Here is a 24,742-nt window from a genome sequence, read left to right on the forward strand (position 1 = left end):
ATCAGCTCTCGCGGTGCTTCCGCTCGGGATCGATCTCGGGCTGGACGATCTCGGCGTCGACGACCTCGTCATGACGCGTGGCGCCGGGGCCGTCGTCGACTCCCTTGACCTCTTCCTTGAATTCGCGGATCGAGCGTCCCATGCCCTTACCGATACCGGCGAGGCGCGAGCCGCCGAACAGCAGCAACGCGACAACGAGAATGATCACCCATTCCCAGCCGCCCATGAACAACAACGTAGGCATTGGTCCCTTTCTTAGACGACGGCGGGCGTCGCCTGTTCTGCCCTCACAGTCTAGTCGCGCTGCTCAGGAGTTCTGTTGAGCTGTTCGACCAGACTGCGCAGTTCCGCGCGCCGCTCGGCCAGCATGCCGATCTCGGCCTTGACCCCCTGGGCCTTGTGCACCAGTGAGACGGCGTGGACCACCAACACCACCACGCCCACGAGGGCGAGGGCGCCGACAACCACGACCCAGATCACGGGAGCACATGCTACCTGACGACGTCTTGATATCCAGCAAGGGCCTTGGCAGCCTTCGCCCTGGCCGCCTGGGCCACCCGCTCGTCGCTCACGTCGAGCACGGCACCACCGAGGCGCAGGATCAGCGAGACCGCCCAGTCGTGCGACGCTACGGGGAACGTCACCGCCACCCTGTCGCCCAGGTCCTCCACGCCTACAGTCGGGAAGTACTCGGCGATCCACCGTGCCGACGGCTCGACGGTGAGCGTCAGCCGCTCCGGCACGTCGTCGAACCAGCCGTCGGGCGGCGCCCCGTGGTCGGCGGCCGGCTCGTCGAGCACCTCGACGGCGACGATGCGGTCGAGCCGGTAGCTGCGCCACGCGTCGCGGGAGCGGCTCCACGCGTCGAGGTAGGTGTAGCCGTCGACCAGGTTGAGCCGGGCGGGCTCGACCACCGCGGTGGTGGTCCCCTGCCGCCCGGTGGTGCGGTACTCCATCGAGACGGCACGCTTCTCGTCGATGGCCCGGCTGAGCAGGGCCCGGCGTTCCGGGTCCGTCGACTCCACCGCGACGGTGACCGGCGCCTCCGTCGCCCCGACCGCGGCCTGCAGCTTCGCGAGGGCGCTGGCGGCCGCGTCGGAGCTGCCGGCGACGTCGACGACGAGGCGCAGGGCCGCGAGCAGGCTGGCGGCCTCCGCGGGGCGGAGCTTGAGCGGCCGCGCCAGCACTGCGGCGTTGCGGAACTCGATGCGCCCCTCCTCCCGCACCACCTCGATGTCCACGTCGAACAGGTCGTCGTAGTACCCGCCGGGCAACCCGCAGAACTGCAGCACCTCGAGATCCTTGATCACCTGGCGCGGCGTGACGCCGAACTCGTCGGCGACCTTCTGCACCTCGACGCCCGGGTGTGACGACAGGTACGGCACCATGCGCAACAGGCGCGCGATCTGCTCCTCGGACCTCACGACGCCACCGCCCGCAACCGCTCGATGACCGCGGCCCGCAACTCGGGCGGGTCCAGCAGCACCATGTCGGGCCCGGCGGCCGCGACCTCGCCGACGATGGCGTCGTCGGTGGACAGGCTGATGCGGAACGCCGAGTAGCCCTCCGGCACCGCGTCGTGCGCCACGGGCTCGGGCTGGGGGAAGTCGTGCGGGGCGCCGTCGCGCACGGCCACCACGGCAGTGCTGGCATCGGCGGGGGCGAGCCGCTGGGCGCGCTCGGCCACGTCGTCGGGAATCGTGAACGCACCAGCCTTGCCGACGGTGGCTGCCGGCGCCGTGAAGCGCGCGAGCTTGAAGAACCGATCGCCCTCCCGGGCGGGGTCGAAGCCGAAGACGTACCAGTGGCCGCGGCGTTGGAGCATCCGCCACGGCTGCAGCCGGCGGGCCTCTCCCCCATAGCCGAACGTGATCTCCGTCCGGCTGAGGATCGCCGCGTAGATGGTGTCGAAGTCCGGCGTGGCCACCGCGAGCAGCGGCCGCACCCGGGGGACGAGCGTGGGGTCGGGGGCGGCGCCCCCGGCGCGCAGCGCCTCGAAGGCCTGCGCGGTGTGGTCGGCGGCCACGGTGTCCTGCCACACCTGGCCGGCCAGCCCCAGTGCCGAGAGCTCCTCGGGGCTGAAGTCCAGCGGCGGCAGTTCGAACTCGGCCCGGTTGATCCGGTAGCCCTCCTCGTCATCGAAGAACGGGTCGTTGGAGCCCGTCTCGATGAGGACGCCGATGTTGCGCAGTTCGTCCTTGTCGCGTTCGAACTGGCGCTCGAACGCGGTGTCGCTCGCCGAGAGGCGGTACCCCTCCACGATCTCCCGCAGTTCCTGCTTGGTCAGGTACCGGCGCGTGCTGAGCAGCGCGATGAGCAGGTTGACCAACCGCTCCGATTTCCTCGCCGACATGGCGCTCAGGCTACCGGGTACGGAGCGGGCATCATGGACTGCATGCCACATGTCGACCGATATGCGCCCAGCCCCACCTCCGACCTGCACCTCGGCAACCTGCGCACCGCGCTGGCCGGGTGGTTGCTGGCCAGGTCCGTCGGCGGCGGGTGGCTGATGCGGGTCGAGGACCTGGACGCCGACCGCGTCCGGGCGGCGCAGGGTATGGAGGCGCGCAACCTCGCGGACCTGCAGGCGTTGGGGCTGGGATGGGACGGCCCCGTGGTGCGACAGTCCGAGCGGCTCGAGCTCTACCGCGACGCGGTCGCCTCACTGCCCACGTACGAGTGCTTCTGCACGCGCCGCGAGATCGCGGAGGCGGCCTCCGCCCCACACGACGGGCATCGCGCCTATCCCGGCACCTGCAAGGGCCTGTCGGCGGCCGAGCGGGCCGAGCGCCGCGCCACCCGGCGGCCCGCTGTGCGCGTCGACTCCGGCGGCGCCACGTTCGCCGTCGAAGACGACCATGCCGGACGGGTGGAGGGCGTCGTCGACGACTTCGTGCTCGTGCGTGGCGACGGGGCCTTCGCCTACAACCTGGCGGTGGTCGTCGACGACATCGACATGGGCGTGACCCACGTCACGCGCGGCGACGACCTCCTCAGCTCGGCCCCGCGCCAGGCCTGGCTGACCCGGCAACTCGGCGGCACCCCCGCCACCTACGCCCACATCGGGCTGGTGGTCAACGAGGAGGGACAGCGCCTGGCCAAGCGCGACGGCGCGGTGACGCTGGCGGACCTCGCCCCACTCCCGCCAGCCGACGTGCTCGCGCTGCTCACCGACTCACTCGGCCTGGGCAGGTGCCGGACGACGGAAGAAGCGCTGGCCGCCATGCCCGGCGACCAGCGCTTCTTCTCCGGCGCCGTGTGGCGCGACGGTGTGCTTGCCTAGTTCTGCACGTCCAGGATGTCGATCACGTAGACCAGCGTCTGGCCGGCCTCCAGCGGCGGCGTGGCCTCAGGCAGGCCGTCGGGGAACGCCAGCGCCGGCGGCACGACGAGCAGCACGCGCGAGCCTGCGGTCTGGCCGACGAGGCCCTGCTTCCAGCCCTCGATCAGCGTCGACAGCTGGCCGGACTGGGGCGCCCAGGCGTCCTGCCACATCGAACCGTCGGCGTAGTTGAACGCACGGTACTGGACCTGGACGGTCGACTCGGCCGTCACGGCGGCACCGGGGCCCTTGATCAGGGGCTGGGCGCGCAGTTCCGTCGGGGCGGGAACGCCCGCGGGGATCGTGACCTCCGGCTTGCCGTCGGTCATGGCGACTGCCGGCATGCCCTCCGCCGGGGGCACGGCCTCGCCCACCGCCTCGGAGAAGTTGGCCGAGATGATGTCGACCAGGAAGACCAGGGAGGTGCCGGGGTCGATGCCCGCGCCGGGGTTGCCCTCGGCGTAGCCGTCCTCCGGGACCATGCCGATCAGCACGCGGGAGCCGACCTTCTGGCCCGACAGGCCCTTCTGGAAGCCGGGGACGACCTGCTCGAGCGAGAACGTGGCGGGCTCGCCGCGCTCGAACGAGCTGTCGAAGACCTCGCCGGTGGTGCCGTTGACGCCCATGTAGTTGATGGTGACCACGGAGGTGTCGGTCAGCGTCTGCGCGCTGGTGCCTTCCTTCAGCACCTTCGTCTGCGTGCTCTCGATGCCCCACGGAGCGGGCAGCTTGACCTCGGGCACGTCGCCGTCGACGACCTCGACGCCGCTCAGGTCTGCCGAGGGCTCGACGGTGGGCGTAGGGCTCTCCTCCGGCTCCGGGCTCTCCGAAGCGCTCGGCGACACCTCGGGGCTGGGCTCGGCGGAGACGGACTCGGTGGGCGTCACCTCCGGCTCGCTGGTGGTGGCGTCGTTGCCGCAGGCGGACAGGGTGATCAGCGAGGCGATACCGACGGCGGCCAGCATGCGACGCAGCGATTTGGCGGAGAAAGTCACGGGGGAATCGTAGCCGACCCCCGCAACCGTCCCGAACCTGCCCGGGAGGGTGGGCGTACTCTGTTGCGCATGTGGGCGGCTGTCGAGGGGTTCACGACGATCGGCATCGTCGTGGCCGTCGGCTACCTGTTGGCCCGGGTCCGCATCACGGGCCGGTCCGCGCAGAGGTCGCTGGGTGACGTGGCGTTCTTCGTGGGCCAGCCGGCGCTGGTCCTCGTCGCCGTGGCCGGCGCCGACCTGGACCTGCTCTTCGGCCGCCACGTGCTCGCGTTCGGGCTCGCCTGCGTCCTCACCGGCCTCACGTTCGCCGCGCTGATGGTGCGACGCTGGGGCGCCACCCGGGCAGAGGGGGCGCTGGGCTACCTCGCCACCAGCTACGTCAACGCCGGCAACCTCGGCATCTCGATCGCCGCGTACGTGCTGGGCGACGCGGCCTGGGCCGCGCCCGCCATGCTCCTCCAGGTGCTCGTCCTGCAGCCGACGGCCGTGGCGGTGCTGGAGTCGAGCCCGGCGGGGCGGGGCCGCTCGGTGGTGCGCAGCTTCCTGACCCACCCGCTGGTGCTCGGCGGCATGGCCGGGCTGGTGCTCAACCTGACGTCGTGGCAGCCGCCGGCCGTGCTGTGGGACCCGCTGGTGCTGATGGCGGAGCTCGGCATCCCCGCGATGCTGCTGGCCTTCGGCATGTCCTTCCACTCCACTCCCCTGCCCAGGTTGGGCCGGCTGCCCCGCTTGACGCTGGCGGCGATCGCGACCAAGTCCCTGGTGGTGCCCGCAGTGGCGCTGGGCCTCGCCCTGCTGCTGGGCCTGACCGGCACGCCGCTGCGCGCCGCCGTCGTGCTGGCCGCGCTGCCCACCGCGCAGGTGGTGTTCGTCCACGCCATGCGGTACCGCACGGCGCTGCCACTGGTGCAGGCCACCACGCTGTGGAGCACCCTGCTGAGCGTGCCCGTGATCGTCGCGGCAGGGGCCTTCCTGACGTGAACCGATACACTGGCCTGGACCCCTCACCCCTTTGCATGGGAGCGCCGTGTTTGATCCCTCCACGTGGGACGCGCCGCTGGCCCTCGTGGTCTCAGCGTTGTTCGTCATCGTGATGCTTCGTGCCAACGCCACGTACTGGCTGGGGCGGGGCATCGCAGCCGGCGCGAGGCGGACGCGGTTGGTCAGGTTGATGGAGTCGCGCCACTACGCCACCGGGGAACGCTGGCTGAACCGTTGGGGCGCCCCCGCGGTGTCGGTGTCGTTCCTGACCGTGGGCATCCAGACCATGGTCAACCTGGCCGCCGGCGCGACGCGCATGCCGCTTCGGCGGTACCTGCCCGCGGTGACCGTCGGCTGCATCATGTGGGCCTTCCTCTACGGCACGGTCGGGATGATCGGGTTCCGCGCCATCGGCCTGCTGTGGGCCCGCTCGCCGTGGTGGGTGCTCGCCCTGGCCCTCGTCGTGGCTGCCGTGGCCTTCGCCATCGTGCGCAAACGTGACGTGGCGCGCCCCGAAGCGGTGGAACCGGCAGCACACTAGGGGGCATGACCCAGCCGCGCCCCTCCTCGATCGTCGACGCGGGCTTCTACGTCGACGGCCACCGGATCGCCTCCCCCAGCACCTTCGACCAGAGCTTCCGCCTGCTCGACGAGCACGACGAGGGCTTCGTCTGGATCGGGCTGTACCGTCCCACGCACGCGGAGATGGCGTTGTTGGCCGAGGAGTTCCAGCTGAGTCCGCTGCTGGTGGAGGACACCATCACGGCCCACCAGCGGCCGAAGTTCGAACGCTACGGCGACACGCTGTTCCTGGTGCTGCGGGCCGCGCGGTACGTGGACCGCACCGAGACGGTCGACTTCGGCGAGGTGCACGCCATCGCGGGTGACCGCTTCGTCATCACGGTGCGCCACTCCGAGACGCCCGACCTGACCAACGTGCGCCGCGACCTGGAATCGCTGCCGGACACGCTCGCGATCGGGCCCAGCGTGGTGTTGGAACAGTTGCTGGACCAGATCGTCGACGACTACCAGCCGGTGGTGCTGGGCATCGAGAACGACATCGACGAGATCGAGACGCAGGTCTTCAGCGGCTCGGCGCGGGTGTCGCGCCGCATCTACCAACTCTCACGCGAGGTGATGGACCTCCAGCGGGCCGTACGGCCGCTCAAGCTCATCCTCGACGGCGTGCGCCGCGACCGCGTCTTCCTGGCGGCCGGCGAACACCGTCGACAGGAGCTGCGCGACATCGAGGACCACGCCATCCACATCACCGAGCACGTCGAGGTGCTGCGGGAGGCCCTCAAGGGCGCCCTCGACCTCAACATCTCGCTGCAGACCCAGCGGCAGAACGAGGAAGCACGCAACATGACCTCGGCCAGCCTGAAGCAGGCGGAGGACTCCCGACGGATCGCCGCCTGGGCCGGTGTGCTGTTCGTGCCCAGCCTGGTCACCGGGACCTACGGCATGAACTTCGAGCACATGCCCGAGCTCGACTGGCCGTGGGGCTACGCGTTCGCGCTGGGCCTCATGCTGGGCAGCGGAGTGATGATGTACCTGATCTTCAAGTCGAGGAAGTGGCTCTAGGAGCCTAGGCCAGCTTCCGCGCCGCACCCTTGTCGGCAGACAGCGCGAGCATGCCGAAGATCTTCAGCGCCGTCGACACGGCGCGCTCGCGGTCCTCCCTCGGCTGCCACCCCTCGGCATCGCGCGCGGCGCGGCGGGCGGCGAGCGTCTCGTCGTCGACCTCCAGGTGCAGCTTCCGCTCGGGGATGGAGATCGTGATGGTGTCGCCGTCCTCGACCAGGCCGATGGCACCGCCGCTGGCCGCCTCCGGCGAGACGTGGCCGATCGAGAGCCCGGAGGACCCGCCCGAGAACCGGCCGTCGGTGACCAAGGCGCACTGCGGGCCCAGGCCCAGCGCCTTCAGGTACGACGTGGGGTACAGCATCTCCTGCATGCCGGGGCCGCCCTTGGGGCCCTCGTAGCGCACCACGACGATGTCGCCGGGCTTGATCCGCTTGCCGAGGATGGCCTCGACGGCCGCCTCCTGCGACTCGGTCACCACGGCGGTGCCCGTGAAGTGCCACTGCTCCTCCGGCACGCCGGCCGTCTTGACGATGGCGCCGTCGGGCGCGAGGTTGCCGGTCAGCACGGCCAGGCCGCCGTCGACGGTGTAGGGCTTGTCGGTGGAGCGGATGCAACCGCCCTCGGCGTCGGTGTCGAGGGTCTCCCAGCGGTTCGTGCTGGAGAACGCCTCCGTCGTGCGCACCCCGCCCGGGGCTGCGTGGAACAGTTCGATGGCCTCCGGCTTGGCCTTGCCGCCGCGGATGTCCCAGTCGTCGAGCCACTGCTGCAGCGTGGGCGTGTGCACCGAGGTGACCGAGTCGTCGAGCTTGCCGCCGCGGTGGAGTTCGCCGAGGATGGCCGGGATGCCGCCGGCGCGGTGCACGTCCTCCATGTAGTAGCGCTCGGAGTTGGGGGCGACCTTGGCCAGGCAGGGCGTGACGCGCGAGATGGCGTCGATGTCGGCCATGGTGAAGTCGACCCCGCCCTCCTGGGCGGCGGCCAGCAGGTGGAGGACGGTGTTGGTGGAGCCGCCCATCGCCACGTCGAGCTTCATGGCGTTCTCGAACGCGGGCTTCTGGGCGATGGAGCGCGGCAGCACCGAGTCGTCGTCGCCGTCGTAGTAGCGCTTGCACAGCTCGACGATGAGGCGGCCGGCCTCCTCGAACAGGCCCTTGCGCGCCGAAGCGGTGGCCAGGGTGGAGCCGTTGCCGGGCAGGGCCAGGCCGATGGCCTCCAGCAGGCAGTTCATCGAGTTGGCGGTGAACATGCCGGAGCACGAGCCGCACGTCGGGCAGGCGCTGGCCTCGATGCGGCCCAGTTCGGCGTCGGAGACGTTGGGGTCGACAGCCGCCACCATGGCGTTGATGAGGTCGAGCGAGGTCTCGACGGTGCCGCCGTCCTTGACGATGGCCTTACCGGCCTCCATGGGGCCGCCGGACACGAAGACCGTGGGGATGTTGAGGCGCAGGGCGGCCAGGAACATGCCCGGGGTGATCTTGTCGCAGTTCGAGATGCAGACCATGGCGTCGGCGCAGTGCGCGTTGACCATGTACTCGACCGAGTCGGCGATCAGCTCGCGGCTCGGCAGCGAGTAGAGCATGCCGTCGTGGCCCATCGCGATGCCGTCGTCGACGGCGATGGTGTTGAACTCGCGGCCCACGCCACCGGCCTCCGCGATGGAGTCGGCGACGAGCTTGCCCATGTCGCGCAGGTGCACGTGCCCCGGCACGAACTGCGTGAAGGAATTGACCACCGCGATGATCGGCTTGCCCCAGTCACTGTCCGTGACGCCCGTGGCGCGCCAGAGCGCGCGGGCGCCGGCCATGTTGCGGCCGTGGGTGGTGGTGCGGGAGCGGAGCGCCGGCATGGTGGGATACCTCCAAGGGGTGGTTTGTACTCACAGCAGGATAGCCGTCCGGGCCCGGCGCCCCTGCCGCGGTACGTACCGTGAGCAATCAGGCCAGGTCGATCCAGCGCGACTCCATCGGCTCGAGGTCGAGCGTCAACGCGGTCAGGTCGCCGCCGTCGGCCAGGCCCTTCGCCCGGCCGGAGACCGTCGTCGACGTGGCGTCCGTGCGGTTGTTCATGACGAACGCCTTGCCCGCCTCCGGGAACACGGCAATCTCGACGCCGGGGTCCGAGGGGACCCAGTGCGCGTCGAAGTCGGCCTCACGGCCCGCGGCCCAGTAGATGGCGCGGTGCAACAGGCGAGCGTTGTCGAAGCTGTACGGCAGGCCCGCCACGTAGACGGCGCGGCCGTTGCCGGTCTCCCTCGTCGCCAGGTCCACGGACTTGTCGGTGAGGCGCAGGATCTGGGTGTCGTCGTTGACGGCGAAGATGTCACCGGCGCCCTCGCCCACGTCCACCTTGGCGGCGTCGTCGAGGTCGGCGGTGATGAAGTGCTGCGGCTGCTCCACCGGGTAGCGGTCGGTCGACAGCGAGATGCCCAGTTCCTTGTCGACGCCCAGGACATCGGACAGCTGGAAGTAGGCCCCGTTGGCCAGCACGGCCGTCGGCTCGCCGATGCCGATGAGGCCGCCGCCCTCGTGCACGAAGCGGCGCAGTGCCACCGCCAGCGACTCGTCGAGCCACTCGCTGCCACCCGAGAAGGCAGTCTCCGCGGCGCCCACGTTGAGCACGACGTCGAAATCGGCGAGCCTGCCGTCGCGCGCGTCGTCGAAGCTGATGAACTTCAGGTCGAACGGCAGGCCGGCGAGGGCCTCGATCACCCCGAGGTAGGAGTAGATCTGCTTGTACCAGAGCGCGTGGGCGACCATGTGCGTCATCCAGGTGCGCTTCCTGCCCCAGGCGTTGAGGATGGCGACGCGGATCGGCGCGTCCTGCGGGCGCCGGCCCTGGCCCTCGTCGTGGATCGAGCGGAACTCGTCGCAGATCTGCTCGACGCGGGCCATGAAGTCGGGGAACTGGACGGCAAGCGACAGGTAGCCGCCGTAGCCGATGCGGTCCAGCGGCTTGCGCGCGATGGCCCGGCGGGCCAGCAGCCAGGACTCGTTGGCCTCCGCCAGCGGATCGCCGCCGGGGCGGAACACGTCCGGGAAGAAGTGCGGCAGGAAGCGGCCCTCCGTGAACTTCACCCCGGGAATGTCGGAGATCATGCGGCACGTGGCCGAGGATCCGACGGAGCCGACGACGCCGTCGATGCCGGTGGAGGCGAACAGCTCGCCGTAGGGTTCGGTGCCCATCCAGTTGTCGCCGAGGAACATGAGTGCTTCCTTGCCGAACTCGTGGACGATGTCGACGAGTTCCTTGACGCGGGAGCAGACGAACCGGGTGGTGAACTCGATCCAGTCGCGGAACACCTTCGACGGCACGCGGAACGAGGAGTTGTAGAAGCCCTGGTCGACGAAGTCCTCGGCGCGCAGCTGATAGCCGTACTCCTGCTCGAACGCCTCCATGGCGAGGGGGTTCACGGAGGTGGAGTAGCCGAACCAGTCGACGTACTTCTCCTTGCCGAGGTCGTTGAAGACCAGCGTGAAGTGGTAGAAGAACGTGGTGAAGCGCACCACGTCGACCTCGGGGCGCTCCTCGCACCAGGCGCGCAGCGAGGACTTCATGAACTCCCAGGCGACGGGGTGGCGGGCGTCGTAGCCGATCTCGCGCACGCGGGACTCGTCGTCCCACCAGTTGTTGGTGATGTAGTTGTACATCTGGGTGGAGTCCCACACCTGCCAGGCCAGGAAGTTGACGGTGTAGACGTGGAAGGGCACCGGCTCGGCGACGGTGACCGTCACGTCGACGCCCTCACCCTCGACGGTCCAGCCGTCGACGGGGACCACCTCGCCCGTGGTGCGGTCGATGACCTCCCACCAGCGCCGCAGGTTGCCCTGGTCGGGTTCGACCTGGAGCTTGTAGTAACCCTTCATGATGTCGATCGACAGCGGCCCCGTCGCCGGTGCCGCGACACGCTCACTCATCAGGTAGAAGCGCGGGCGGGCGTCGGGGTTGGCCAAGGCGAAGTCCTGCTGGCCGCGGGCCGGGAAGTAGGTCTCGTAGACCTTCACACCCAGCTGGGCAGTGATCTCGGGCAGCCAGGTGCCGTCGGAGTTGCGTACGGCGTCGGCGCCGAGGCGGGACAGGATGCCGGGCAACTGGTCATCCATGCCCTGTTCGATCGGGAGGGTCACACGGCCCTTTGCGTTCATGCAGAGTCCTATCAGCGTCTCAAGGCAAAACGGTTTGGTCGGGGTCGAGTCTGGCACCAGACTGAGCGTTTCGCCACGTCACGCGCAGAATGAACCGCCCGTTCTGCGCGATTGCTCAGCGCCCGGTGCCGACCTCGCGGTCCGTGCCGCTGTACTGGGACCACGACCCCGGGTACAGGCGGGCCCTGCCGAGCCCGGCGTACTCCAGCGCGATGAGGTTGTGGCAGGCGGTGATGCCCGATCCACAGTAGGAGATGACCCGCGCGGCGTCGTCGATGCCGGCGAACCGCGCACGCAGTTCCGGCACGCTGAGGAAGCGCCCGTCGGCTGCGAGATTCCCGTCCAGGGGGAAGTTGCGGGCGCCGGGGATGTGCCCGGCCTTGGGGTCGATCGGCTCGATCTCCCCGCGGAAACGCTCAGCTGCCCGGGCGTCGATCACGACCCCACCGTCGGCTGCCTCGTCGATCGTGGCGAACGCCTCGTCCGGCCAGTCACGCACCGCGAAGGTGGCCGGCCTCGGTTGCGGCACCACGGTGGTCAACTCGCCGGGGTAGGCGCCGAGCCCGCCGTCGAGCAGCGCGGCATCGTGCCCGAGGACGCGCAGGAGCCACACCAACCGGCCGGCCATCGCTCCCCCGGCGTCGTCGTAGGCCACCACCGTCGAGTCCTCGCCGATGCCGACGGCGGCCAGGCCCCCCGCGAACCGCTGCGGGTCCGGTAGCGGGTGGCGGCCCCGCTCGGGGGTGGGAGGATCGGCGAGCACGTCGTCCATGGCGACGAACACGGCCCCGGGGAGGTGCCCATGGGCATAGGCCTCGGCGCCGGAGCGCCCGTCGAGGTAGTGGCGCACATCGGCGACGACGACATCTGGGTGGGCCTGCAGCCAGGCCAGATCAACGACTGGAGCAATCACTGCTGCAGCGTAACGTGACTGAAGTCGGGCAGCATCCCGTTCTCCAGCCCCCAGCGCACCGCCTGGGAACGACGTTCGACGCCGATCTTCCGGTAAGCCGAACGGATGTAGGACTTCACCGAGTTGATGCTCAGGTAGCTCCTGCTGGCGATGTCCTGGTTCGTCAGCCCCCGGGTGATGAGCGCGAGCACCTCGGGCTCCCGAGCGGTCAGCCCGAAGTTCGCCCCGGGCCAGGCCATGTCCTCCGGCGTGGTCAGGATGTGCCCCTCATGATCGGCGTTGGGCTCCGAGATCACGACCTCGCCGTTGGCGATCGACTCGAGCGACTCCACCAGCTGGGCCGCCGACAGCGACTTGTCGAGGTAGCCACGGCAACCCTTGGCGATCGCCTGGGCCACGAGGTCGGGGTGCATGGTCCAGGTGTAGATGACGAACGCACCCGTGCCGCGGGCGTTGATCAGCGCCTGGATGTCACCGTCGTCGACGTGGCTCTGGGTGAAGGTGTCGTACAAGGTGACATCAACCGGCTGGTCCACCTGGGCCCGTGGGCCCATCTCCACGATCTCGATTCGATCGTTGTAGGGCTCCAGCATGGCGCGCAAACCATGCACCACCACTTCATAGTCATTGAGAAGCGCGATGCGCAGTCGTTTATCGGTCACTCCGCCACTATACGGAGCAGGAAGCGCAAAAGGGTCACAATGCGCAGAAACATGGACTGACTAGGGGTTTAAGCCACCCTTAGGGGTGTATTTGGGCTCAGTTTCCACCAGCGACAACGACAAGGAAATGGCCCACCTCGAGAAATACCTCGAGGTGGGCCACGTCACGTATCGATGGGTACCGGGTCGTCCCTCCTGGCTCAGCTGCAGCCGCTGGTCGAGCCGCAGCCTTCGCACACGTAGCAGCTGCCCGAGGGCCGCATCTTGGTGCCGCAGGTCATGCAGAGCGGCGCGTCGACCGCGGCGACTCCCATGGCCTCCATGAGCTCAGCCGTGGTGTGCGCGTCGATCAGGGAGGGCTGCCGGGCGCCGTCGACGTTGAAGTCGTCGAACTCGTCGTTGCGCAGCTGCTCCGACTCCGGCATCTTGGCCTCGTCCTCCTCCGACAGGTAGCTGCCGGTCTCGACGTAGCGCGCGCGCTCGGCGGCGGTGTAGATGCCGAGTTCGGCGCGGTCGTCGAACGTGAGGTAGTCGAGTGCCAGGCGGCGGAAGATGTAGTCCATGAAGGACTGCGCGATGCGGATGTCCGGGTCGTCGGTCATGCCGGCCGGCTCGAACTTCAGGTTGGTGAACTTCTGGACGAAGCTCTCCAGCGGGACGCCGTACTGCAGACCGATGGACACGGCGATGGAGAACGCGTCCATCACGCCGGAGAGGGTCGAGCCCTGCTTGCCGAGCTTGAGGAACACCTCACCCAGACGGCCGTCCTCGTAGGCGCCGGAGGTCATGTAGCCCTCGGCGCCGCTGACGGAGAAGCTGGTGGTGCGCGACGCACGCGACTTCGGCAGGCGGGCGCGCTTCGGGCGGTACTCGATGCGCACCTCGGGCTGCGGGGTCTCCTTGGCCGCCTCCTTGGTCTCCTTCTTCGCGTCGGAGAGGGGCTGGCCCACCTTGCAGTTGTCGCGGTACACGGCCAGCGCCTTCAGGCCGAGCTTCCAGCCCTGCAGGTAGACGTCGGCGATCTCCTCGACGGTGGCCGTCTCAGGGAGGTTGACCGTCTTCGAGATGGCGCCGGACAGGAACGGCTGCACGGCGGCCATCATGCGGACGTGGCCCATCGGCTTGATGGCCCGCGCGCCCATGGCGGTGTCGAAGACCTCGTAGTGCTCCGCGGCCAGGCCGGGGGCACCGATGACGTGGCCGTTCGAGCCGATGAACTCGACGATCGCGTCGATGTCCTCGGAATTGTAGCCGAGTCGCTTGAGCGCCCGCGGGATCGTCTGGTTGACGATCTGCATGGAGCCACCGCCCACGAGCTTCTTGAACTTCACCAGCGAGAAGTCGGGCTCCACGCCGGTGGTGTCGCAGTCCATCATGAAGCCGATGGTGCCGGTGGGGGCCAGCACGGAGGCCTGCGCGTTGCGGAAGCCGTTCTTCGCGCCGAGCGTGACCACACGGTCCCACTCCCGGGTGGCGACGGCGTGCAGCGCGCGGTCGTCTGCCAGGACGCGCAGGTCGTCGTTGGCGGCCTGGTGCTTGCGCATGACGCGCTGGTGCGCCTCCGCGTTGACGGCGTAGCCGTTGTACGGCCCGACGATGGCGGCCAGCTCCGCCGAGCGGCGGTACGAGGTGCCGGTCATGATCGAGGTGATGGCCGCTGCGGTGGAGCGGCCACCCTCGGTGTCGTAGCCCTTGCCCATGGCCATCAGCAGCGCGCCGAGGTTTGCGTAGCCGATGCCCAGCTGACGGAAGTTGCGGGTGGTCTCGCCGATGGACTCCGTCGGGAAGTCAGCGAAGCAGATCGAGATGTCCATGGCGGTGATGATCAGCTCGACGGCCTTGACGAACGTCTCGGCGTCGAAGGTTCCATCGGCCTTGAGGAACTTCAGGAGGTTCAGGGAGGCCAGGTTGCACGACGAGTTGTCGAGGCTCATGTACTCCGAGCACGGGTTCGACGCCGTGATCGGGCCGGTGACGGGGTTGGTGTGCCAGTCGTTGATGGTGTCGTTGTACTGGATACCGGGATCCGCGCACTCCCAGGCGGCCTTGGCGATCTTGGTGAACAGGCCCTTGGCGTCGACCTCCTCGATCACCGACCCGTCTGTGCGGGAACGCAGCCCGAACGTGCCACCCTCCTCCACGGCGGTCATGAACTCGTCGTTGACGCGCACGGAGTTGTTCGCGTTCTGGTACTGGACCGAGGTGATGTCCTTGCCACCGAGGTCCATGTCGAAGCCGGCGTCGCGCAGGGCGCGGATCTTGTCCTCCTCGCGAGCCTTGGTCTCCACGAACTCCTCGATGTCGGGGTGGTCGACGTCGAGCACGACCATCTTGGCGGCACGGCGCGTCGCGCCGCCCGACTTGATGGTGCCCGCCGAGGCGTCCGCACCGCGCATGAAGGACACGGGGCCCGAGGCGGTACCGCCGGAGCTCAACAGTTCCTTCGAGGAGCGGATGCGCGACAGGTTCAGACCCGCGCCGGAGCCGCCCTTGAAGATGAAGCCCTCTTCCTTGTACCAGTTGAGGATGGACTCCATCGAGTCGTCGACCGAGAGGATGAAGCAGGCGCTGACCTGCTGCGGCGAGGGGGTGCCGACGTTGAACCACACGGGCGAGTTGAAGGAGAAGTACTGGTTGAGCAGCATCCAGGTGAGCTCGTGCTCGAAGACCTCTGCGTCGGCGTCGGTGGCGAAGTAGCCGTAGTCGCTGCCGGCCTTCACGTAGGCCTTCACCACGCGGTCGATGAGCGTGCGCAGCGAGTCCTCGCGCGCATCGGTGCCGACGGCGCCGCGGAAGTACTTCGTGGTCACGATGGTGGATGCGTTGACGCTCCAGGACGAGGGGAACTCGACACCGTGCTGCTCGAAGACGGTCTCGCCGGTCTTCCAGTTGGTCTGCACCACGTCGCGACGGTCCCACTCGACCTCGTCATACGGGTGCACGCCGGGCTTGGTGAAGACTCGCTCGATGACGAGACCCTTGGGCGCTGTATCGGAGGACTTGCGGCGGGAGGCCCGCGCGGCTGTCGCTGTCATGGTCAAACCCCTCTGATGTGTTGTTGATGATGGTGCTGGTGGATGTTGGACAGTGGTGGCGCTGAACGGCTGTTCAGCTCAGGAGCGGCTCTTGCGCCGTGCTCCGCTGGAGGGCCTCTGCGCCCTCGGGGGCCGGCTCGCGGGTGATCGAACTGAGCCGCAGCGCGTCGATCTCCCGCTGGAAGTCGTCGACCGACTCATAGTTCTTGTAGACGCTGGCGAAGCGGAGGTAGGCGACCGCATCGAGTTCCTCCAGCGGGCCGAGGATGGCCACGCCGATCTGCTCCGACGGGATCTCGGCCTGGCCGGAGGCCCGAAGGGACTCCTCGACCCGCTGCGCGAGTGCTGCCAGTTGGGCCTGCGTCACCGGACGGCCCTTGCAGGCCTTCGACACGCCCCGCATCACCTTCTCGCGGCTGAAGGACTCGACGACGCCGGATCGCTTCACGACCGTGAGGATGATCTGCTCGATGGTGGTGAACTTGCGTTCGCACATGGGGCACATGCGACGGCGGCGGATCGCCGAGCCGTCCTCGGCTGCGCGCGAATCCGACACCTTGGTGTCGCAGTGGCGGCAGAACGGGCAATGCACGTGCGGGGCCTTCCTCGAGCAGTGGAGCGGGTGGACAACAGTGCCACATCGACGCGAGCCCCACAAGTTGCGAATCATGTTCGAATCACAACTTGTAGTGGAATCACATCAGTGCAACCACTAGATGTAGGGATCACACTAGGCCGCTGTTCTCCGGAAGGCAAGGGACACGCCCAACTGGATCTGCGTGTCCGACGGGCTGCGGCGCGAAGCCGCTCAGCCCTGCGTGACGTGCGCCCAGGCGGGGTCCCCGGCCACGTACGCGGTGGCGGGATCAGGCGCTGCGACGGCGTCTACCAACTCGACGGCGGACACCGCGCCACCCACCAGTGCCAGCAGTGACACGACGGCGACCTTGGCCACCAGCCAGGGCGAACGGGGTTCAGGGCTCACGACCCGGCAGGAGGCAGGCGCGGCCGTGCGCCCCGGAAGGGCCGTGCGTGCCGGATGCAGACGGGGGAGGTGGGGCTCCGGGCGCGCGGCCGGAGACAGGGTGACGACTCGGCGACGGGGCGTGCCGACGACCTGGAAGCGAAGTGCGCTCGTGGTGGCCATGGTGTGACCTCTTTCATCCCTAGAACAACCGTTCGATTGAAAATGTAGCGCATCCGCCGTTCCCAATCAAACACTCGTTCGAAGCGTGTCGTGCGCCACGGGTTTTCGTGGCGAGGATCAGTCAACAGGGCCCCTCCGACATTTTTGGTGCCCGCGACACGCTGGATTATTTCGAACACGTGTTCATGCAGGGCGCTAGGATGAGGGCCATGGCTGAGAAGACGAAACGACCACGCCGCGGACGCCCGAGCAATGCCGAGATCGAAGCACAGCTCGCCGAGCTGCCCATCCCTGACGGGCCCGACTTTGGCCTCACCCGCCGCCAGCTGGCCCTGGTGCACGTCATCCGCAACGCGATCGAGGAACTCGGCTACCCGCCGAGCATCCGGGAGGTGGCAGATCGGGCCGGCCTGGCGTCGACCTCCTCAGTCACCTACCAGCTGCGCATGCTGGAGCAGAAGGGCCTGATCCGCCGTGACCCGAACCGCCCCCGGGCGGTCGTGCTGACGCTCCCGGAGGTGGACCAGTTCGGTAGGCAGCTGGACTCCACCCAGACGTGGGACGCTCGCCCGTCGGCGGTGGCGGCCCCCGTCGTGGGTCGTATCGCGGCCGGCGGTCCCATCCTCGCCGAGGAGCACGTCGAGGATGTCTTCGCGCTGCCCAAGCAGGTGGTCGGCGACGGCCAGGTGTTCCTGCTCGAGGTCAAGGGCGATTCGATGATCGACGCGGCCATCTGCGACGGAGACTGGGTGGTGGTGCGCCAGCAGCCTGACGCCACCAACGGGGACATCGTGGCCGCACTGCTCGACGACGAGGCCACGGTGAAGACCTACAAGTTCAAGCAGGGCAAGGTGTGGCTCCTGCCGCACAATGAGCGCTACTCCCCCATCGACGGCACCCACGCCGCCATCATGGGGAAGGTCGTCGCGGTCCTCCGCAAGATCTGAGCGTCAATCGGTGTCGCCGCGGAGGCGGCGTAGCGCGGACACCGCTACGTCGCCATCCGTGGTGGTCCAGAAGTCCGGCAGCGACGCCGTGAGGAAGGACCCGTATCGCGCGGTGTCCAGGCGGGGGTCGAGCATGGCCACCACTCCCCTGTCCTCCGAACGCCTGATCAGCCGGCCCGCGCCCTGGGCGAGCAGCAGCGCCGCGTGCGTGGCCGCCACACTCATGAAGCCGTTGCCGCCCGCGTCGTCGACGGCCTTCTTCCTGGCCTGCATGAGGGGGTCGTCGGGACGGGGGAAGGGGATCTTGTCGATGATCACCAACTGGCACGCCTCGCCGGGCACATCGACGCCCTGCCACAGCGACATCGTGCCGAACAGCGCGGTGGTGGGCTCCTCGAGGAAGCGCCTCGTCAGTTCGGACAGTTGGGCGTCGCCCTGGCACAGGATGGTCAGCTCCGGCAGCTCGCGCCGGCAGTACTCAGCCGCCTGGTCCGCCGCCCGCCGCGATGCGAACAGCCCCAGCGCACGCCCCTCGGCGGCCCACACGAGCTGCGCGATCTCGGCAAGGGTCTTCTCGTGCAGCCCGTCGCGGCCCGGCGGCGGGAGCCGACGCGCGACGTACAGGATGCCCTGCTTGCGATAGTCGAAGGGCGAGCCGACGTCGATGCCCCGCCACCCGAACTCGTCGGCGGCCCCGCTCGCATCGTCGATGCGATCTGCCGCGCGCAGCCCGACGGCGCCGGCGGCCGGCTCGAAGGCGCCGCCGAGCGTGAGCGTGGCCGAGGTGAGCACCGTCGGCCCCTGCCCGAAGACCTGCTCCCGAAGGAGGCCCGCCACGTTCAGCGGGGCGACGTAGGCCGTCCGGCCCATGATCTCGGACTCGGTCACCCACACCACGTCCTGCTCCTTGAGGGCGGCGATGCGATCCGCGACGTCGAAGACCTCCTTGACCGCCGAGGTCGCCTGTTGGCGCTCCGGGTCATCGGTCACCTTGCCCAGGGCGCTGGCCACCTTGCGGGCCACGTCGCGGAGCGCGGCTGCGGCGTACGGCAGCGGCGCGGACGCCTGCGTGATGCGGGTCAACTCGGACTCGTCCAGGGCCTCGCGCAGCGACTCGACCTGGTCCAGGAAGTCCATCCCCAGGTCGTCGTCCAGCCAGGCGAGCGAGCGCCGCGCGGCGCGGTCCACGACCGCAGGGGTCAGTTCATCCGTGGCCGCCGTCGTGATGCGGCTCACGAGCTCGTGTGCCTCGTCCACCACCAGCGCCGCATGCTCCGGCAACGCGGTGCCGCCGTGCATGGCGTTGATGGCCAGGAGTGCGTGGTTGGTGACGATGAGGTCCGCCTCGCGCGCCACCTCACGCGACCGCTCCACGAAACACTCCGCTCCGAACGGGCAGGCCGTCACGCCGAGGCACTCGCGGGTGGGGATGGACACCTGGGCCCAGCCGCGGGCGGTGTGCGTGGGGGCGTCGTCGCGGTCTGCGAGGCCGCCGCGCTCTGCCTCCCCCTCGACCCACTCCCTCAGCGCCAGCACCTCGGCACCCAGCCTGCTGACCTCGTCGCCCTTCGAACGGGCAGCGGCCTCGGCCACCGCGCCGGCTCCGACGAGCGAGCCCTGGTCATGGTCTCCGCCAGAGCGTGCGCGGTAGAGGCAGGCATGGTTCGTGCGTCCCTTGAGGATGGCGGCCTTCGGACGTTGCCCAGTGACCTCCTCCACCGCGTCGAGCGCCGTGGGGATGTCCTTGTTCGCAAGCTGCGCCTGGAGGGCCAGGGTGGCCGTGGCCACGACGACGACCTCGCCGGTGTCGACGCAGCGCGCCAGCGCGGGCGCCAGGTAGCCCAGCGACTTGCCTGTGCCGGTACCCGCCTGCACCAGCAGGTGCGTGTCCGCCTCGAACGCCGCGGCCACCGCCTCGGCCATCGCCTGCTGGCCGGGACGGGCCTCGCCGCCGATGTCGCCGACTGCGGCGGCCAGGATGGCGCCGTGGTCAGTCACGGGTGAACTCGGCCAGCTCGTCTGCGAGGTCCGGACGCACCCGCGCCCTGATCAGCGTGCCCTCGCCGGTGTGTTCCAGGGAGTCGATCACGGCCGTCCTGTGCACCTTGTCCACGAGGTCACCCCGGCTGTACGGCACCATCGCGGTGACCGCCACCTCCGGGCGCGGGAGACGGCGCTCCAACTCGTCCTTGAGCGCCTCGAGCCCCCGGCCCGTGCGCGCCGAGATGACCACCGCATCCGGGTGGTTGGCCCGCAGCGCCATGATCGCGGCCGGATCCGCCGCGTCCGACTTGTTGAGCACGAGCAGTTCCGGGAGGCCGCCCGCCCCGATCTCCGACAGGACCGTGCGCACCGCCTGGATCTGGCCCTCGGGGTCTGGGTCTGACGCGTCCACCACGTGGAGCAGCAGGTCTGCCTGGGCCGACTCCTCCAGGGTCGAGCGGAAGGCCTCCACCAGGTCGTGCGGGAGGTGCCGCACGAACCCGACCGTGTCCGTCAGGGTGAAGACGCGGCCGTCGTCGGTCTCCGAGCGGCGGGTGGTGGGGTCCAGTGTGGCGAACAGCGCGTCCTCCACGAGCACGCCTGCTCCCGTGAGCCGGTTGAGCAGCGACGACTTGCCCGCGTTGGTGTAGCCGACGATGGCGACGGAGGGCACCTGATTGCGGCGCCGCTCCGCCCGCTTCGACTCGCGCGTGGCGTCCATCTCGCGCAGCTTGCGCCGCAACTGGGAGATGCGGGTGTGGATGCGACGGCGATCCGTCTCGATGCGGGTCTCACCGGGGCCACGGCCACCGATGCCGGCACCGCCGGCCACGCGACCGCCCGCCTGGCGCGAGAGGTTGCCACCCCAGCCGCGGAGGCGCTGCTTCAGGTACTGCAGCTGGGCCAGCTCCACCTGCGCCTTGCCCTCGGCGCTCTTGGCGTGCTGGGCGAAGATGTCGAGGATGAGGGCGGTGCGGTCCACGACCTTCACCTTGATGCGGTCCTCCAGGTTGCGCAGCTGCGCCGGCTCGAGCTCGCCGTCGCAGATCACGGTGTCGGCACCCGTCGCACGGACCACCTCGGCCACCTCGAGCACCTTGCCCCGGCCGATGTAGGTGGCCGGATCCGGGTGGGACCTGCGCTGGACGAGCGCGTCGAGCACCTCGGAACCCGCAGTCTCCGCCAGCAGCTTCAACTCTGCCATGGCGTTGTCTGCGTCCTCCTGTGAGCCCGTGGTCCACACGCTGACGAGGACCACGCGCTCGAGCCGGAGTTCGCGGTACTCGACCTCTGTGATGTCCTCGAGCTCGGTGCGCAGCCCAGCCACCCGGCGCAGCGAATGGCGCGCCGCCAAGTCTTCCTGGTCACCGTCGTATTCAGGATCGAGCTCGTCGTGGGCGAGCAGGTCGTCGTCAGATTCAGTCATCGTCTGATCATTCTTCCAGCCCCGCCCGACACATCCAAGGGACGCGACGAGGGCTGTGGAAAAGTCAGAGCCAGAATTCGCCGCGACCGATGATGACGGCGGGGCCGGTGAGCCGTGCGGCGTCGCCGTTGAAGTCGACGGTGAGGTCTCCGCCCGGGACGGTCACGTCGATGCTGCCATCGGCCTGGTCGCGTCGTCGGTAGGCGGCCGCGGTGGCCACCACTCCCGTGCCGCAGCTCTGCGTCTCCCCCACACCCCGTTCGAACACGCGCATCGAGAGCCTGCCGGGCGCCTCCACCCGCACGAACTCGACGTTGACCCCCGTGGGGAAGGCCTCGGCAGGCTCCCACGTGGGCGCCTCCTGGAGGTTGAGCGCCTCCAGCTCGTCGTCGCCCTCGAGGAAGACGACGGCGTGCGGGTTGCCCACGTCGACCTTGGTGGCCGGCCACTGGCGTCCACCGAGCCGGACGGTGACGTCCTCGTCGGCGACGGTGGCATCGCCCATGGTGGTGGTGATCAGGCCATGGCGCGCCACCTCGACCTTGCGCACGCCTGCGCGGGTGGCGACGTCGAACTCACCGCTGTCGACCAGCTGCTCGTTGATCAGGTGCCGGGCGAACACCCGCAGGCCGTTGCCGCACATCTCTGCGATCGAACCGTCCGCGTTGTAGTAGTCCATGAACCAGAGCGACCCGTCCCCGTCCCAGTCGCGCACGCTGGAGGCCCGCACGACCCGGATCACGCCGTCGGCGCCGATGCCGCTGTGCCTGTCGCAGACCGCCCGGATGAACTCCGGGTGCATGTCGTGCATGCCGTAGGAGTCATCGAGGATGATGAAGTCGTTGCGGGTGCCATGACCCTTGTGAAAGCTGAACCGCCGCATCACGCCCTCCTCCGAATCACCAGTCTAGCGCTGTCAGGATGTCCTGCACCGCGGTACCCGAGGCTGCGTCGAGCCAGGTGATGCGCGGGTCGCGCCGGTACCAGCTCAGCTGCCGACGGAAGAAGCGCCGCGTCGCGCGCTGCACCTCGGCGCGGGCCTCGTCCTCGGTGATCTGGCCGTCGAGGTAGGCCACCACCTGCCGGTAACCGATGGCCCGGATCGCCGTCACACCGTCCCTCAGCCCCTCGTCGAGCAGGCCTCGCACCTCATCGACGAGGCCCAGCTCCCACATCTGGTCGACGCGCAGGTCGATCCGCCGGTCGAGTTCCGCCCGGTCGAGGGTGAGACCGAACTGGTGCACCTCGTCGAGTTCGTAGGTCCACTCCGGGATGGCGGGGGCATGCCCTCCCGTGAGCTCCAGCACCTCCAGGGCGCGGACGATGCGGCGCCCGTTGCCCGGTTCGATCGCGGCCGCCGACTCCGGTGCCAGTTGCGCCAACCGTGCGTGCAGCGCGTGGGCGCCGACCCGCTCCAGCTCTGCCTCCCATCGGGCCCGCACGTCGTCGTCCGAGGCGGGGAACTCGAAGTGGTCGGTGATGGCACGGGTGTAGAGCGCGGAGCCACCGACGAGGATCGGCACCACGCCCCTGGCCCTCAGGTCTGCGATGGTGGCCCGGGCCAGGCGCTGGAAGTCCGCCACGGACGCACGCTGCGCGACGTCGGCGATGTCGATGAGGTGGTGCGGCACGCCGCGGCGCTCCCCGACGGTGGGCTTGGCCGTGCCGATGTCCATGCCCCGGTAGACCAGCATCGAGTCGGCGTTGACCACCTCAGCGGGCCGGCCCCGTTCCCCCAGCGCGAGCGCGAGGTCGACGGCGAGGCCGGACTTGCCGGTTGCGGTCGGGCCGACGAGGACGATCAGGGGAAGTGTCACCGCCCCAGTGTGCCAAAGTCCCGGCCGCTGCCCGGGGGTGCGATGCATGATGAGGGGGTCACATCACACGATCAGAAGGAGATGAGATGGGACTCTTCGACAACATCGACGACCTGGCCAAGCAGCACGAGGACAAGATCGAGGAGGCCATCGAGCGCGCCGGCGACATGGTCGACGACCGCACCGACGGCAAGTACGCCGAGCACGTGGACCGCGCGCAGGACTTCGCGAACGACCAGCTCGACAAGCGCACGGGCGACCGGCAGGCCCCCGAACCCGAACTGTGAGCTAGCTGCAGCCGGTGGCTGCGGGCAACGGGGCAGGCTTGTCGAAGGTGGGCATGCCCAGCCCCACCCCCAGCGGCTTCGTCATGCCCTGCGCGGCCTCCCATGCGTCGCCGCCGCGGGTGCGGCGCAGGTTCGTCGGCAGTTCGTCGGAGTTGAGGTGGTGGGGCGCGGCGTGGGTGACCCTCACCGTCGCGATGTCACCGGGACGAGGGCGCAGCGCCGGCTCCTGCGGCACGGCCACGTGCACCAGCCGGTTGTCGCGTGCGCGGCCACTCATGCGGTGGGTCTCGGCGTCCTTGCGGCCCTCGCCGGTGGCGAACATGACCTCGAGCTCCTGCCCGGCGAACGTCTTGTTCTCCTCCCAGGCGAGCTCGTTGACCAGGTCCACCAGCCGGGTGTAGCGGTCCTGCACGACCTCCCTGGCCACCTGGTCCGGCATCGTCGCCGCGGGCGTGCCGGGGCGGATCGAGTACTGGAAGGTGAAGGCGGCCGAGAACCGGGAGCGGCGCACGACGTCCATCGTCGCCTGGAAGTCGTCTTCCGTCTCGCCGGGGAAGCCGACGATGATGTCGGTGGTGATGGCAGCGTGTGGCATCGCGGCACGGACGCGCTCGAGGATGCCGAGGTAGCGCTCCGCCCGGTACGAGCGGCGCATCGACTTCAGGATCCGGTCAGAGCCCGACTGCAGCGGCATGTGGAGCTGCGGCATCACGTTGGGGGTCTCGGCCATCGCCTCGATCACGTCGTCGGTGAAGTCCTTCGGGTGCGGGGACGTGAAGCGCACGCGCTCGAGCCCATCGATGGTGCCGCAGGCCCTCAGCAGCTTCGCGAAGGCCTGGCGGTCGCCGAACTCGACGCCATAGGCGTTGACGTTCTGGCCCAGCAGGGTGATCTCCTGCACGCCCTGGCTCACCAGCATCTCGATCTCGGCGAGGATGTCGCCCGGCCGCCTGTCGGTCTCCTTGCCGCGCAGGGCGGGCACGATGCAGAAGGTGCAGGTGTTGTTGCAGCCCACCGACACCGACACCCAGGCGGAGTACGGCGACTCACGCCTGGTGGGGAGGTTGCTCGGGAACGTCTCGAGCGCCTCCTTGATCTCGATCTGGGCCTCGCGCTCGACGCGCGCCCGCTCCAGCAGGGCGGGCAGCGACCCGACGTTGTGGGTGCCGAAGACGACGTCGACCCAGGGTGCCTTCTTCAGGATGACGTCGCGGTCCTTCTGGGCCATGCACCCGCCGACCGCGATCTGCAGGCCCGGGTGGGTGGCCTTGATGCTGGCCATGTGGCCGAGGTTGCCGTAGAGGCGGTTGTCTGCGTTCTCACGCACGGCGCACGTGTTGAACACCACGACGTCGGCACCGGCGCCCAAGGCATCGTTGCCGGGGGTCACTCGGGTCATCCCGGCCTCCTCGAGCAGACCGCTGATGCGCTCGGAGTCGTGGACGTTCATCTGGCACCCGTAGGTGATGACGTGGTAGGTACGCGGATCGTTCATGGC

At 69.2% G+C, this 24,742-nt stretch carries 23 protein-coding genes; 6 read left to right on the top strand and 17 right to left on the bottom strand.

The features are described 5' to 3' along the window. Position 1 precedes the first annotated feature (1 nt). The 4 genes from ABEA30_RS11200 to ABEA30_RS11215 all read right to left on the bottom strand — a co-directional run bounded on the left by ABEA30_RS11200 (position 2) and on the right by ABEA30_RS11215 (position 2,353). Positions 2-226, bottom strand: coding sequence for a twin-arginine translocase TatA/TatE family subunit (locus ABEA30_RS11200; protein WP_345582847.1), 225 nt, complete (start codon positions 224-226; stop codon positions 2-4). A gap of 68 nt (positions 227-294) precedes the next feature. After that, entirely contained in the window at positions 295-480 is a 186-nt protein-coding gene (locus tag ABEA30_RS11205; protein WP_345582849.1) for a hypothetical protein, read from the bottom strand. A gap of 11 nt (positions 481-491) precedes the next feature. Further along, positions 492-1,424, bottom strand: a complete 933-nt coding sequence (locus tag ABEA30_RS11210; protein WP_345582851.1) for a helix-turn-helix transcriptional regulator — start codon at positions 1,422-1,424, stop codon at positions 492-494. After that, on the bottom strand, positions 1,421-2,353 hold the full coding sequence (locus ABEA30_RS11215) for a helix-turn-helix transcriptional regulator (protein WP_345582852.1): 933 nt from the start codon (positions 2,351-2,353) through the stop codon (positions 1,421-1,423). The genes ABEA30_RS11210 and ABEA30_RS11215 overlap by 4 nt, the downstream gene beginning before the upstream one ends. A gap of 42 nt (positions 2,354-2,395) precedes the next feature. Between ABEA30_RS11215 and gluQRS the strand changes: the two genes are divergently transcribed. After that, the gene (gene gluQRS, locus ABEA30_RS11220; RefSeq protein WP_345582854.1) at positions 2,396-3,283 is read left to right on the top strand and encodes a tRNA glutamyl-Q(34) synthetase GluQRS; all 888 of its coding nucleotides are present in this window, start codon (positions 2,396-2,398) and stop codon (positions 3,281-3,283) included. Here the strand turns inward: gluQRS and ABEA30_RS11225 are convergent. Beyond that, positions 3,280-4,317 carry an FKBP-type peptidyl-prolyl cis-trans isomerase gene (locus ABEA30_RS11225; protein WP_345582856.1) on the bottom strand — a complete coding sequence of 346 codons (1,038 nt, stop codon included), beginning with the start codon at positions 4,315-4,317 and terminating at the stop codon, positions 3,280-3,282. The two genes, gluQRS and ABEA30_RS11225, sit on opposite strands and share 4 nt — an antisense overlap. A gap of 69 nt (positions 4,318-4,386) precedes the next feature. On the opposite strand from ABEA30_RS11225, the gene ABEA30_RS11230 reads away from it, so the two are divergent. The 3 genes from ABEA30_RS11230 to ABEA30_RS11240 are packed head-to-tail and all read left to right on the top strand — an operon-like array spanning position 4,387 to position 6,882. After that, on the top strand, positions 4,387-5,298 hold the full coding sequence (locus ABEA30_RS11230) for an AEC family transporter (RefSeq protein WP_345582858.1): 912 nt from the start codon (positions 4,387-4,389) through the stop codon (positions 5,296-5,298). A gap of 46 nt (positions 5,299-5,344) precedes the next feature. Next, entirely contained in the window at positions 5,345-5,839 is a 495-nt protein-coding gene (locus tag ABEA30_RS11235) for a DedA family protein (protein WP_345582860.1), read from the top strand. Positions 5,840-5,844: 5 nt separating this feature from the next. After that, a complete protein-coding gene (locus ABEA30_RS11240) occupies positions 5,845-6,882 on the top strand; it encodes a magnesium and cobalt transport protein CorA (RefSeq protein ID WP_345582862.1) in 1,038 nt (345 codons plus the stop codon). A 4-nt stretch (positions 6,883-6,886) separates the two neighbouring features. On the opposite strand, the gene ilvD is transcribed toward ABEA30_RS11240, so the two are convergent. The 7 genes from ilvD to ABEA30_RS11275 all read right to left on the bottom strand — a co-directional run bounded on the left by ilvD (position 6,887) and on the right by ABEA30_RS11275 (position 16,784). After that, positions 6,887-8,731: a dihydroxy-acid dehydratase gene (gene ilvD, locus ABEA30_RS11245; protein ID WP_345582864.1), complete on the bottom strand. Its 1,845-nt coding sequence runs from the start codon at positions 8,729-8,731 to the stop codon at positions 6,887-6,889. Positions 8,732-8,819: 88 nt separating this feature from the next. Then, positions 8,820-11,027, bottom strand: coding sequence for a 1,3-beta-galactosyl-N-acetylhexosamine phosphorylase (gnpA, locus tag ABEA30_RS11250; RefSeq protein ID WP_345582866.1), 2,208 nt, complete (start codon positions 11,025-11,027; stop codon positions 8,820-8,822). Positions 11,028-11,142: 115 nt separating this feature from the next. Next, positions 11,143-11,940, bottom strand: coding sequence for a sulfurtransferase (locus ABEA30_RS11255; RefSeq protein WP_345582868.1), 798 nt, complete (start codon positions 11,938-11,940; stop codon positions 11,143-11,145). Next, positions 11,937-12,602 (bottom strand): helix-turn-helix transcriptional regulator, encoded by a 666-nt coding sequence (locus tag ABEA30_RS11260; RefSeq protein ID WP_345582870.1) that lies wholly within the window; start codon positions 12,600-12,602, stop codon positions 11,937-11,939. Before ABEA30_RS11260 ends, ABEA30_RS11255 begins: the two co-directional genes overlap by 4 nt. A 200-nt stretch (positions 12,603-12,802) precedes the next feature. Continuing rightward, the gene (locus ABEA30_RS11265; RefSeq protein WP_345582872.1) at positions 12,803-15,637 is read right to left on the bottom strand and encodes a vitamin B12-dependent ribonucleotide reductase; all 2,835 of its coding nucleotides are present in this window, start codon (positions 15,635-15,637) and stop codon (positions 12,803-12,805) included. Between the two features lie 73 nt (positions 15,638-15,710). Further along, positions 15,711-16,229: a transcriptional regulator NrdR gene (gene nrdR, locus ABEA30_RS11270; protein ID WP_345582874.1), complete on the bottom strand. Its 519-nt coding sequence runs from the start codon at positions 16,227-16,229 to the stop codon at positions 15,711-15,713. A gap of 216 nt (positions 16,230-16,445) precedes the next feature. Then, positions 16,446-16,784, bottom strand: a complete 339-nt coding sequence (locus ABEA30_RS11275; protein ID WP_345582876.1) for a hypothetical protein — start codon at positions 16,782-16,784, stop codon at positions 16,446-16,448. 209 nt (positions 16,785-16,993) lie between these two features. Here ABEA30_RS11275 and lexA point away from each other — a divergent pair, with 209 nt between their 5' ends. Beyond that, complete coding sequence (gene lexA, locus ABEA30_RS11280; RefSeq protein WP_345582878.1) at positions 16,994-17,731, top strand: transcriptional repressor LexA; 738 nt, start codon at positions 16,994-16,996, stop codon at positions 17,729-17,731. Between the two features lie 3 nt (positions 17,732-17,734). Here the strand turns inward: lexA and ABEA30_RS11285 are convergent, their stop codons facing one another. From ABEA30_RS11285 to miaA, 4 genes are all read right to left on the bottom strand, one after another. Then, on the bottom strand, positions 17,735-19,654 hold the full coding sequence (locus tag ABEA30_RS11285; RefSeq protein WP_345583503.1) for an ATP-dependent DNA helicase: 1,920 nt from the start codon (positions 19,652-19,654) through the stop codon (positions 17,735-17,737). 67 nt (positions 19,655-19,721) lie between these two features. Then, complete coding sequence (gene hflX / locus ABEA30_RS11290; protein ID WP_345582880.1) at positions 19,722-21,140, bottom strand: GTPase HflX; 1,419 nt, start codon at positions 21,138-21,140, stop codon at positions 19,722-19,724. Positions 21,141-21,204: 64 nt separating this feature from the next. After that, entirely contained in the window at positions 21,205-22,023 is an 819-nt protein-coding gene (gene dapF, locus ABEA30_RS11295; RefSeq protein ID WP_345582882.1) for a diaminopimelate epimerase, read from the bottom strand. Between the two features lie 16 nt (positions 22,024-22,039). Next, positions 22,040-22,957, bottom strand: a complete 918-nt coding sequence (miaA, locus tag ABEA30_RS11300) for a tRNA (adenosine(37)-N6)-dimethylallyltransferase MiaA (RefSeq protein WP_345582884.1) — start codon at positions 22,955-22,957, stop codon at positions 22,040-22,042. Positions 22,958-23,043: 86 nt separating this feature from the next. Between miaA and ABEA30_RS11305 the strand changes: the two genes are divergently transcribed. Next, on the top strand, positions 23,044-23,244 hold the full coding sequence (locus ABEA30_RS11305; RefSeq protein ID WP_345582886.1) for an antitoxin: 201 nt from the start codon (positions 23,044-23,046) through the stop codon (positions 23,242-23,244). A gap of 1 nt (position 23,245) precedes the next feature. Here ABEA30_RS11305 and miaB read toward each other — a convergent pair whose 3' ends face one another. Beyond that, positions 23,246-24,739, bottom strand: coding sequence for a tRNA (N6-isopentenyl adenosine(37)-C2)-methylthiotransferase MiaB (gene miaB, locus ABEA30_RS11310; protein ID WP_345582888.1), 1,494 nt, complete (start codon positions 24,737-24,739; stop codon positions 23,246-23,248). Positions 24,740-24,742 lie beyond the last annotated feature (3 nt).

Origin of the sequence: Tessaracoccus lubricantis, assembly GCF_039544535.1 — a bacterium.
Taxonomy (GTDB): Bacteria; Actinomycetota; Actinomycetes; order Propionibacteriales; family Propionibacteriaceae; genus Arachnia; species Arachnia lubricantis.

Coding starts and splice junctions, on each gene's coding strand:
- ABEA30_RS11200 (WP_345582847.1), bottom strand. CDS start 226: ATGGGCGGCTGGGAATGGGTGATCATTCTCGTTGTCGCGTTGCTGCTG.
- ABEA30_RS11215 (WP_345582852.1), bottom strand. CDS start 2,353: ATGTCGGCGAGGAAATCGGAGCGGTTGGTCAACCTGCTCATCGCGCTG.
- gluQRS (WP_345582854.1), top strand. CDS start 2,396: ATGCCACATGTCGACCGATATGCGCCCAGCCCCACCTCCGACCTGCAC.
- ABEA30_RS11230 (WP_345582858.1), top strand. CDS start 4,387: ATGTGGGCGGCTGTCGAGGGGTTCACGACGATCGGCATCGTCGTGGCC.
- ABEA30_RS11240 (WP_345582862.1), top strand. CDS start 5,845: ATGACCCAGCCGCGCCCCTCCTCGATCGTCGACGCGGGCTTCTACGTC.
- ilvD (WP_345582864.1), bottom strand. CDS start 8,731: ATGCCGGCGCTCCGCTCCCGCACCACCACCCACGGCCGCAACATGGCC.
- gnpA (WP_345582866.1), bottom strand. CDS start 11,027: ATGAACGCAAAGGGCCGTGTGACCCTCCCGATCGAACAGGGCATGGAT.
- ABEA30_RS11265 (WP_345582872.1), bottom strand. CDS start 15,637: ATGACAGCGACAGCCGCGCGGGCCTCCCGCCGCAAGTCCTCCGATACA.
- ABEA30_RS11275 (WP_345582876.1), bottom strand. CDS start 16,784: ATGGCCACCACGAGCGCACTTCGCTTCCAGGTCGTCGGCACGCCCCGT.
- lexA (WP_345582878.1), top strand. CDS start 16,994: ATGGCTGAGAAGACGAAACGACCACGCCGCGGACGCCCGAGCAATGCC.
- ABEA30_RS11285 (WP_345583503.1), bottom strand. CDS start 19,654: ATGGCCGAGGCGGTGGCCGCGGCGTTCGAGGCGGACACGCACCTGCTG.
- hflX (WP_345582880.1), bottom strand. CDS start 21,140: ATGACTGAATCTGACGACGACCTGCTCGCCCACGACGAGCTCGATCCT.
- dapF (WP_345582882.1), bottom strand. CDS start 22,023: ATGCGGCGGTTCAGCTTTCACAAGGGTCATGGCACCCGCAACGACTTC.
- ABEA30_RS11305 (WP_345582886.1), top strand. CDS start 23,044: ATGGGACTCTTCGACAACATCGACGACCTGGCCAAGCAGCACGAGGAC.
- miaB (WP_345582888.1), bottom strand. CDS start 24,739: ATGAACGATCCGCGTACCTACCACGTCATCACCTACGGGTGCCAGATG.